This window comes from Mesorhizobium sp. M8A.F.Ca.ET.021.01.1.1 (assembly GCF_003998025.1).
Classification (GTDB): Bacteria; Pseudomonadota; Alphaproteobacteria; order Rhizobiales; family Rhizobiaceae; genus Mesorhizobium.
Map to the genome: position 1 here is coordinate 1 of NZ_RZSJ01000242.1, position 8431 is coordinate 8431.

An 8431-nucleotide genomic window follows, 5' to 3' on the forward strand; every position below is an offset into this window, starting at 1 on the left:
GGAGATGTCGACGCTGTGCGCGGCGGCGGCGATGATGGCGACGCTGTCCATGCCGCCGGGGCTGGTCGCCAGGTAGGCGGTCAGCGGGTCGACGCCGGCGAGACGGCTGATGAGAAAGGCAAGGCCGCCGCAAAAGGCGATCAGCGCGACGATCGAAGCGATGATCTGCGGCAGCGCGCGCGCCGCATGGCGCAGGATCGGCCTGGTGAAGTTCAGGCCAATCGACCAGCCGACCATCGCGTAACTGAGCGCCAGCAGCCATTGCGGCAATTGCATCGGCACCCCGAGACCGAGATGGATGATGGTGCCGAAAATGAAGCTGCCGAGGAAGAAGGGCGAGGGCAGCCGGCAAAGCCTGCCGGCCAGGCCGCCGATGATTGCCATGCCGATCGTGGCGGCGAATGGTTGCGGATCGATCTCGGGGAACCAGACGATGGCCGGGACCTCGATGCCCGAGGTGTCGACCCACATCTTGGCGACGAGGGCCGCCGTCATCGACACGAAGATGACGCGCAGATACTGCATGAAGGCGACAAGGCGCTGGTCGGCGCCAAAGGCGCCGGCCATCAGCACCATGGCGGTAGCCGCCCCCGGCGAAGAGCCCCAGACGGCGGTGGTGCCGGGCAGGATGCGCCAGCGGCTGATCAGCCAGCCAAGCAGGCTGGAGGCCGCGACCGTGGCGATCACCACGCCGAGGAACAGCGGCCATTCCTTGTAGAAGACCGGAAAGATATCGGCCGAGATCGAAGCCGCGACGAGGCAGCCGACGATAGCCTGGGCGGAGCCGAACAGAAGGCGCGGCACACGCACCGTGGCGCCATTGGTGCCGGCGACGATGGCCGCCAGCATCGGTCCGATCAGCAGCGCCGCCGGCAAGGCGGCGAGTTCCAGCGCACCGGCAAACAGCGCGGAGATAACCAGCAGGATCAGCCATTGCCAAGGCTTGCCCAGCCGCGTCATGCGCTCGACGGCGGGCTGGTCGGGAGGTGGCTGCTCGGCCGCGGAATCCATGCTCTGGTCTTAGACCGGGATGCGAAAAATGCGAACCCCGGCGTACCGGAAAAGCAGGTCCCGGCGCCTCAGCCGGTTTTGGCCTCAGCCAACCCAAAGCCGCCGACGGGATGCGTCTCCACCTGGAACTCGAAGCCGCCGATGAAGGGCCGCGCCTTGGCGATGGCCGCCTGGACTTCCGGAAGCTGCAGCGAGGCCTTGTGGCTTGCCTGATCGGTCCACACTTCGGTCACCCAGATCGCGTCGGCGTCGGCCGGGTCGGTGGCGATGATATAGCTCAGGCAGCCGGGCAGGGCGCCGGTGCTCTCGCGCAGCACAGTCATGACAGCGTCGCGTTGGCCGCGCGCCGCCCGCATCTTGCCGATCAGTCCGTACATGTCGTCGTCTCCCCCAGGGTTGGCGCGAAAGGAGTGTGTCCAGTATGCCGGTCGCTGGTCAAGGCATCAACTGGCCGCCATTGACCTCGATCACCTGGCCCGTGATGTAGCCGCTCAACAGGTCCGATGAGAGGAACAGATAGGCGCCGACGCAATCTTGCGCCGTGCCGGCGCGGCCCTGCGGAATGGTGGCGACCATGCCCTTCATCTGCTCGTCGGTCGAATAGCGTTCGTGGAAGGGAGTGAGGATGGTGCCCGGCGCCACGGCGTTGACGCGAATGCCGAAGCCGATCAGTTCCTTGGCCATGCCGCGCGTGACGTTGGAGACGAAGGCCTTGGCCGAGCCGTAAAGGCCGGCGCCGCCGCCGGCGCCATTGCGCGCGGCGATCGACGAGGTGTTGACGATGAAGCCGCCCTGTTTCTTCAGCCATGGCATCGCCTTGCGCGAGGCGGTCAGCACCGAGCGGGCGTTGAGATCCATCACCGCGTCGTAATGCGCCTCGGTCTGCTCGGCATAGGGGATGCGGCCAAGCATGCCGCCGGCATTGTTGACCAGCCCGTCGAGGCGGCCGAAATGTCGCGCGCTGTCCTCGACGACGCGCTCGACATCGGCGGGAAGAGAAAAATCGCCCTGGACGAGGAAGACCTCGCCGCCGCGGTCGCGAATGGTCTGGCCGAGTTTCTCGGCGGCGTCGCGGCTGGAATTGTAGTGCAGCGCCACCCTGCATTTCTGCTCGGCATAGGCGAGCGCGAGCGCCGCGCCGATGCCGGTCGAGGCGCCTGTGACCAGCACCGCCTTGCCGGCGAGATCGGGGATGACAAGACCAAGGGCTGTCTCTGGCACTGCTGTTCCTCCGGGGATTCCGATATTGTTGGCGGGTCTTGCCACCCTTGCATTCGAGGCGGTGCCGCTTCAAGGCCTGAGATAGACATAGCCCTGGCTTTGCAATTCGGCGAGCTTGACGACGCCGCCTTGGTCGGCGGCATGGAAGCCGTCGAGCAGGTCGGCGAGCGTAATATCCATGCCGCGCATGGTGTTGCCGCAGGCATGCGGGTCGAGCCCTTGCTGGACAAGACCGGCAAAGCGACCCGAAATCGCCGCCGATATGCCCTTCGACTTGAAGCCGGCAAGGGCTGGACCATGCACGACCAGCGCGATCTCGACGTTGCCGCCGGTGCCCTCATAGTGGTTCTTGATGTTGCCAAGCACGAAATTGACCTTGTCGAGGTCGCTGAGGTGATAGACGACCTTCAGCCTGGCAGGCTCGGTGGTTGCCGCCCGGACCGCCCGCAGGCCGAGAAGCGTTCCGGCTCCGGCGAGAACCGCCCGGAACATGTCACGTCGGCGCATGGCGTCCCCTCCCTGGCTTGCCGGCGCAGCGCAATTTGCGTGGCCGCTGCCGCAATACTAGCATAAATTGACCTTACGTCCTGTCGAGGCGGAGGAGGGGGGCACATGGCGTTCTGGGAATGGAAGACGTTCGCCGGCGCCGGACTTGGCGCCGCACTGCTTGGCGGACTTGTGGGTTCTGCTTTTGCCGATGATACGCTCAAGCTCACCGAACTCAGCCCCAACGGGGCGGACGCCTGTTTCGGCCGGGTCTATGACGCGGCGCACCTCAAGGCGCATCCGAAGCAGAAAGTGGCGCGGATCTTCTTCTACTACGGCCATGATCCGGTCAGCCGTCCGAATGAGGAACCGAGCGCGAATTCCGATACGTCCTACAATGGTTTCCTCACCACCACGGTGCGTGGCGCCAAGGCGCCGGAATGGGCCGGCGGCTGGTGCAATCACGAGTCCGAGGACGACAAATCGGGCCCGATCCGCTGCGGCATGGATTGCGACCGTACGCTGGCGTCGCTGAAGGTCGACGACAAGGGCCGGCTGATCCTGTCGGACCTGTCTTCCGATATCTACCTCGATCCGGATTCGGAGGAGCAGCTCGGCAAGGCGGAATATGTCAGGCAGGCGCTCGGTTCGGAGGACGACAATTTTCGCCTCGACCCGATGCCGGCGGCGACCTGCAAGGCCGAGTTCGCACGCATCGATCCGATCGACCCGGCGCTTGGGCCGCCACTGCGCGAGCGGTTCAAACCCGATCAGGCCTTCTGCTACGGGCACGACTATGACGCCGCGCATATGAGTTCGCATCCCGACCAGTTGACGCAGTCGATCCGGGTGTTCCGCGGACCGGTTGAACTGGCATCCTTCGCTTCCGGCGGCGATATCGCGAACTGGCCCGACGGCGCCGACATCGCCATCTCGGTCACCACGCGGCAGAAGGGGGCCAAGGTCACGCAGACCTATTCCTGCCAGGGCGAGGCCGACCAGTGGCGCTGCGCGGCGAGCGCCAAGATGAGCGATTTCTCCTGCGACATCGCGCAAAAGGAAATCTTCCTCAAGCGCGGCGCCAACGGAACCATCATGCTGGCCAATCCCAACAGCAGCATTGCAATCGTCGACCTGTGCTCGAAAGCCGCCGACGGCAAGACGAAGTCGGATGACAAGGTCTATCGGCTGCAGGCGATGCCACAATCGGCTTGTGCGCCGTGAGCACGGGCTTGTCTACAATGCCGCGAAGGGATATATCTTTGCTATATCTCATTTGAGGATGGCATGATGGACAAGGCAAAGGTGTTCTGGTCGGGCCGGTCACAAGCTGTGCGTCTGCCCAAAGAGTTTCGTTTCGAAACGGACGAGGTTTCGATCCGTCGCCATGGGCATACTGTCATACTTGAGCCACTCGTGCAGGATTGGGCGTGGCTTGACCAGGTGATCGGACCAGTCGACGAGGATTTTGTCGAAGCGGCGCTGGAACGGCAGGAGGGGCAGGATAGACCTGCCTTGGACGACATCTTCAAGTGATCTATCTGCTTGATACCAACGCCGTTATTGCCGTCATCAAAGGTGACGCGAGTCTACTCGCGCTTCTGAAACAGCACACGCCGCAGGATTTTGCGCTTTCGGCGATCGTGGCACATGAACTGTACTATGGTGCCGAAAGGAGCCAGAGAAGAGCTGAAAATCTGGCGCGCATCGAAGCTTTGCAATTCCCGGTGCTTGAATTCGATCGAGAGGACGCGAGGCATGCCGGAGAGATTCGGGCAACGCTTGCAGCGTTGGGGACGCCAATTGGCCCCTATGATGCGCTCATTGGCGGGCAGGCGCGCGCTAGAAGCCTCATTCTGATCACCCGCAACGTCCGGGAATTCGAGCGCATCAACGGCCTCTCAATCGAGACTTGGTGAACCGCCTCAGGCGAACGGCACCGCCGTCGTACCCTTGGGCAGTTTTGCCTCATCATCCGGCTCGACATGGATGGTCACCCGCACCGAAGGGAGTTCGGCCTTCAGCGCGTCCTCGATGCGATCGCAGATGACGTGGCTGGCACCGACCGACATGTCGGCGTCGACGACCAGATGGAATTCGATGAAGGTGGCGCGGCCGGCGATGCGGGTCTTGAGGTCGTGCACCTCCATCGCGCCTTTGCAATTGGCCGAGATGATGTCGCGGATGCGCATGTGCTCCGCCGTGCCGACGGCCCGGTCCATCAGGCCGTTCATCGACGAGCCGATGACATGCCAGCCCTGCCACAGGATGTTGAGCGCGACGATGACGGCCAGTGCCGGGTCGAGGATTTGCCAGCCAGTCAGGATTGCTCCGACCAAGCCGCCGAAGACGCCGATCGAGGTTACCACATCGGTCATGATGTGATTGCCGTCGGCGACCAGCGCCGGTGACTTTTCGGCTCGGCCCACGCGGATCAGCGCCCAGGCCCAGAAGGCATTGATGACGGTGGCGACGCCGTTGACGGCAAGGCCTTTCCAAGGCTGTTCGAGCGGAGCCGGCGCCTGCCAGGAGCGCCAGACTTCGTTCAGGATCAAAAGCGCCGCGAGCACGATCAGTACGCCTTCGAGCACGGCCGAGAAATACTCGGCCTTGTGGTGGCCGAAGGGGTGATCCTGGTCGGCCGGCTTGTAGCTGACCTGGATCGCCCAGAAGGCGGCGACCGAGGCGATGACGTTGACGATCGATTCCAGCGCGTCCGAATAGAGCGCCACGGATCCGGTTATGTACCAGGCGGCGGCTTTCAGCGCGAGCACGACAAAGGCGATCACGATCGACCAGAAGGCAAGGGTGGCGACCTTGCGCTTCGCGGCGGCCCTCGCCGTGATCGCCATGGTGTTCTCGGCTTCGGCCATTACCGTCAGGCTGCCTTTTCCTTGGCCTTGCGCGGCAAATGCGCAACGATGTTCTCGATGATGCGCATGCCGGCATTGTGGCCGAGCGTCATGATCGATTCCGGATGGAACTGCACCGCTGCGATCGGCTCCTTGCGGTGCTCGAAGGCCATGATGACGCCGTCCTCGGTCTCGGCTGTCACCATGAAATCATCCGGCAGGCGCACCGGATCGGCGAAGATCGAGTGGTAACGGCCGACGGTGACTTCCTTCGGCAGGCCTGAGAAGATGATACCCGGCTTCGAGACGCGGATGCGCGACGGCTTGCCGTGCATGGGAATGTGCAACTGCCTGAGTTCGCCACCATAGGCCTCGGCCAGCGCCTGCAGGCCAAGGCAGACGCCGAAGATCGGCAGGTCGCGGGCGCGCGCTCGTCTGATGGTCGCCGCGCAGTCGAAATCCTTGGGCGTACCGGGTCCGGGCGACAGCACGACGAGATCGGGCTTCAGCCGGTCGAAGACTTCCTCCGGCACCGGCGTGCGCACGGTCGAGACATTGGCGCCGGTCTGGCGGAAGTAGTTGGCCAGCGTGTGGACGAAGGAGTCCTCGTGGTCGACCAAAAGGATGTTGACACCGTCGCCGACGCGCGCGGATGCGCGCTCGGTGCTGGTCGAATTGCCCGTCTTGGCGTCACGGATGGCGGAGAGCATGGCGGATGCTTTCAGTTCGGTTTCGGCTTCTTCTTCCTCGGGAATGCTGTCGAAGAGCAATGTAGCGCCCGCGCGCACCTCGGCGATGCCGTCCTTGATGCGGATGGTGCGCAAGGTCAGGCCGGTGTTCATGTCGCCGTTGAAGTTGACCATGCCGATGGCGCCGCCATACCAGGCGCGCGGGCTCTTCTCGTTCTGCTCGATGAAGCGCATGGCCCACAGTTTCGGCGCGCCGGTGACGGTGACCGCCCAGGCGTGCGAGAGAAACGCATCGAAAGCGTCCATGCCCTCGCGCAGCCGCCCCTCGATATGATCGACCGTATGGATCAGGCGCGAATACATCTCGATCTGGCGGCGGCCGATGACGCGCACCGAGCCTGGATCGCAGACCCGCGACTTGTCGTTGCGGTCGACGTCCGAGCACATGGTGAGCTCGGATTCGTCCTTCTTGGAGTTGAGCAGCTTGATGATCTGCTCGGAGTCCGAAATGGCGTCGTCGCCGCGCTTGATGGTGCCGGAGATCGGGCAGGTCTCGACGCGGCGGCCGTTGACGCGCACGAACATCTCAGGCGACGCGCCGATCAGGTATTCGTTCTCGCCCAGATTGATGAAGAAGGAATAGGGCGACGGGTTGATGGACTTCAGCTTGCGCGAAATCTCGGATGGCTGCGTCTCGCAGCGCTCGTAGAACATCTGGCCGGGGACGACCTCGAACAGGTCGCCGCGCTTGAAAGAGTCCATCGCCCGGCGCACCAGATTGGCGTATTCGCCGGGCTCATGATCGCCGCGCGGCGGGATGCGATCGGCGGTCTTGAACGGCTCGGCGATCTGGTCGCGCGGCAGGCCTTCGGTCGAAAAACCCTCGCCCGCATAGTCGTAGCGGTCGGTCCAGGCCTTGGCCGAATAGTGGTCGACGACCAGGATCTCGTCGGGCAGGAACAGCACCAGGTCGCGCTGGCTTTCCTTGCGAACCAGCGTGTGGTCGACCGGGTCGAACTGGAAGGCGAGGTCGTAGCCGAAGGCGCCGTAGAGGCCGAGATTGGCATCTTCGGCCGTCTTGAACAGAGCGGTGATGGCGCGCAGCACGGTGAAGACCGAGGGAACGCGGCTGCGTTCCTCTTCGGTGAAGACACGGCCGGGCTTGGCGACGTCGAGGCGGATCAGCTTTTTCGAAGTCTCGGCGATCGTGACCTCGGAGAGACCGCCGAGCGTCCTGCCGATGACCGGCAACAGTGCCTCGCCACGGCCGTTCAACGCCTCGATGCGCATGGCACGGCCGCGCGCGGAGATGACCAGCGGCGGATCGATGATGGCCGTATCCCAGCGCGTATAGCGGCCGGGATATTCGTAATTGGAGGAAAACACCGCGCCCCGACGGGAATTCAGCCCATCGACATAAGTGTCGATCGCCCCTTCATAGGGCCGGTCGTGGCGCACGCGGGTGATGGTGATGCCACCCGCCGTCACGAAGCTTTCAGCGCCGTTTTCCAGAACCTTCAACGTCATTGCCGTCTCCATCAGCTACTTGGGCAACGGACCCGGGAATGGCTTGAAAAAAACAAATGGCCGCCCGGACATTCCGTTGCGGCCACCTCTCTTTTCACGCGCACGCGTTAAAACAGGCCGCTGTCAGCAGGCCCACCACCAAATGGTCTTGGTCGAACGCATGTTCATGGCGATTCCCTTAGCGGCGATTGGGCGGCGGCGCAACTGGATTCGACGGAGGCTCAGTCTTCCAGCGTGCCCGACCTGGCGTCGCCGCTCTTCCTGTCGCCGACCAGTTTCAACAGGTCCTCGCCGGCGCGGATGATGCGGCGCGAGCGCCGCGTCAGGATGATGCCGTCCTGCGGCGCGAACACTTCGGTGCGGCCATCGGCTTCGCCCGGTGCGTGGACGATGGTGGCGAGGCGCGCGCCCTTGGCGACGCGGTCGCCGGGCTTCACGTCATAGAGGACGGCACCGGCACGGGGTGCGGGCATCATGTCGATGTTTTCCAGCGGCGCCGCGACACCCGTGAACGGGCCGGGTGCGGGGAGGGTGGTGTCGGATATCACGCCGCGCATCGCCAGCAGCCGGTAGAGGCCTGCCGCGTCGGCCGAGGCGAGCGCGCCATCGACATCGAGGATGCCCCGATATTCGACGGTGGTGGCG

The 8431-nt window shown here is 64.0% G+C and carries 10 protein-coding genes; 3 read left to right on the forward strand and 7 right to left on the reverse strand.

Annotation, left to right across the window (positions count from 1 at the left end; genetic code table 11):
• The 4 genes from EOA36_RS19090 to EOA36_RS19105 form a co-directional block, all read right to left on the reverse strand.
• Positions 1 to 1011: AbrB family transcriptional regulator (locus EOA36_RS19090; protein ID WP_145969218.1), on the reverse strand; the 1011-nt coding region annotated here is incomplete at its 3' end.
• Positions 1012 to 1079: 68 nt separating this feature from the next.
• Positions 1080 to 1388, reverse strand: a complete 309-nt coding sequence (locus EOA36_RS19095; protein ID WP_023770344.1) for a putative quinol monooxygenase — start codon at positions 1386 to 1388, stop codon at positions 1080 to 1082.
• Between the two features lie 58 nt (positions 1389 to 1446).
• Positions 1447 to 2232, reverse strand: a complete 786-nt coding sequence (locus EOA36_RS19100) for an SDR family oxidoreductase (RefSeq protein ID WP_127278952.1) — start codon at positions 2230 to 2232, stop codon at positions 1447 to 1449.
• Between the two features lie 69 nt (positions 2233 to 2301).
• Positions 2302 to 2739: a DsrE family protein gene (locus EOA36_RS19105; RefSeq protein WP_127278953.1), complete on the reverse strand. Its 438-nt coding sequence runs from the start codon at positions 2737 to 2739 to the stop codon at positions 2302 to 2304.
• Positions 2740 to 2844: 105 nt separating this feature from the next.
• On the opposite strand from EOA36_RS19105, the gene EOA36_RS19110 reads away from it, so the two are divergent.
• From EOA36_RS19110 to EOA36_RS19120, 3 genes are all read left to right on the forward strand, one after another.
• Positions 2845 to 3942 carry a hypothetical protein gene (locus tag EOA36_RS19110; RefSeq protein ID WP_127278954.1) on the forward strand — a complete coding sequence of 366 codons (1098 nt, stop codon included), beginning with the start codon at positions 2845 to 2847 and terminating at the stop codon, positions 3940 to 3942.
• Between the two features lie 66 nt (positions 3943 to 4008).
• Positions 4009 to 4254 carry a type II toxin-antitoxin system VapB family antitoxin gene (gene vapB / locus EOA36_RS19115; protein WP_127278955.1) on the forward strand — a complete coding sequence of 82 codons (246 nt, stop codon included), beginning with the start codon at positions 4009 to 4011 and terminating at the stop codon, positions 4252 to 4254.
• Positions 4251 to 4637 (forward strand): type II toxin-antitoxin system VapC family toxin, encoded by a 387-nt coding sequence (locus EOA36_RS19120; RefSeq protein ID WP_127278956.1) that lies wholly within the window; start codon positions 4251 to 4253, stop codon positions 4635 to 4637. The genes vapB and EOA36_RS19120 overlap by 4 nt, the downstream gene beginning before the upstream one ends.
• 6 nt (positions 4638 to 4643) lie before the next feature.
• On the opposite strand, the gene EOA36_RS19125 is transcribed toward EOA36_RS19120, so the two are convergent.
• The 3 genes from EOA36_RS19125 to EOA36_RS19135 form a co-directional block, all read right to left on the reverse strand.
• A complete protein-coding gene (locus EOA36_RS19125) occupies positions 4644 to 5591 on the reverse strand; it encodes a cation diffusion facilitator family transporter (RefSeq protein ID WP_127278957.1) in 948 nt (315 codons plus the stop codon).
• A 5-nt stretch (positions 5592 to 5596) separates the two neighbouring features.
• Positions 5597 to 7786 carry an anthranilate synthase gene (locus tag EOA36_RS19130; protein ID WP_127278958.1) on the reverse strand — a complete coding sequence of 730 codons (2190 nt, stop codon included), beginning with the start codon at positions 7784 to 7786 and terminating at the stop codon, positions 5597 to 5599.
• A gap of 221 nt (positions 7787 to 8007) precedes the next feature.
• A partial coding sequence (locus tag EOA36_RS19135) for a succinylglutamate desuccinylase/aspartoacylase family protein (RefSeq protein WP_189553269.1) occupies positions 8008 to 8431 on the reverse strand: 424 nt, incomplete at its 5' end.

What these genes read in the sequence shown, in the direction of transcription:
- EOA36_RS19095 (WP_023770344.1), bottom strand. Translation starts at nt 1,388, where the DNA reads ATGTACGGACTGATCGGCAAGATGCGGGCGGCGCGCGGCCAACGCGAC.
- EOA36_RS19105 (WP_127278953.1), bottom strand. Translation starts at nt 2,739, where the DNA reads ATGCGCCGACGTGACATGTTCCGGGCGGTTCTCGCCGGAGCCGGAACG.
- EOA36_RS19110 (WP_127278954.1), top strand. Translation starts at nt 2,845, where the DNA reads ATGGCGTTCTGGGAATGGAAGACGTTCGCCGGCGCCGGACTTGGCGCC.
- vapB (WP_127278955.1), top strand. Translation starts at nt 4,009, where the DNA reads ATGGACAAGGCAAAGGTGTTCTGGTCGGGCCGGTCACAAGCTGTGCGT.
- EOA36_RS19125 (WP_127278957.1), bottom strand. Translation starts at nt 5,591, where the DNA reads ATGGCCGAAGCCGAGAACACCATGGCGATCACGGCGAGGGCCGCCGCG.
- EOA36_RS19130 (WP_127278958.1), bottom strand. Translation starts at nt 7,786, where the DNA reads ATGACGTTGAAGGTTCTGGAAAACGGCGCTGAAAGCTTCGTGACGGCG.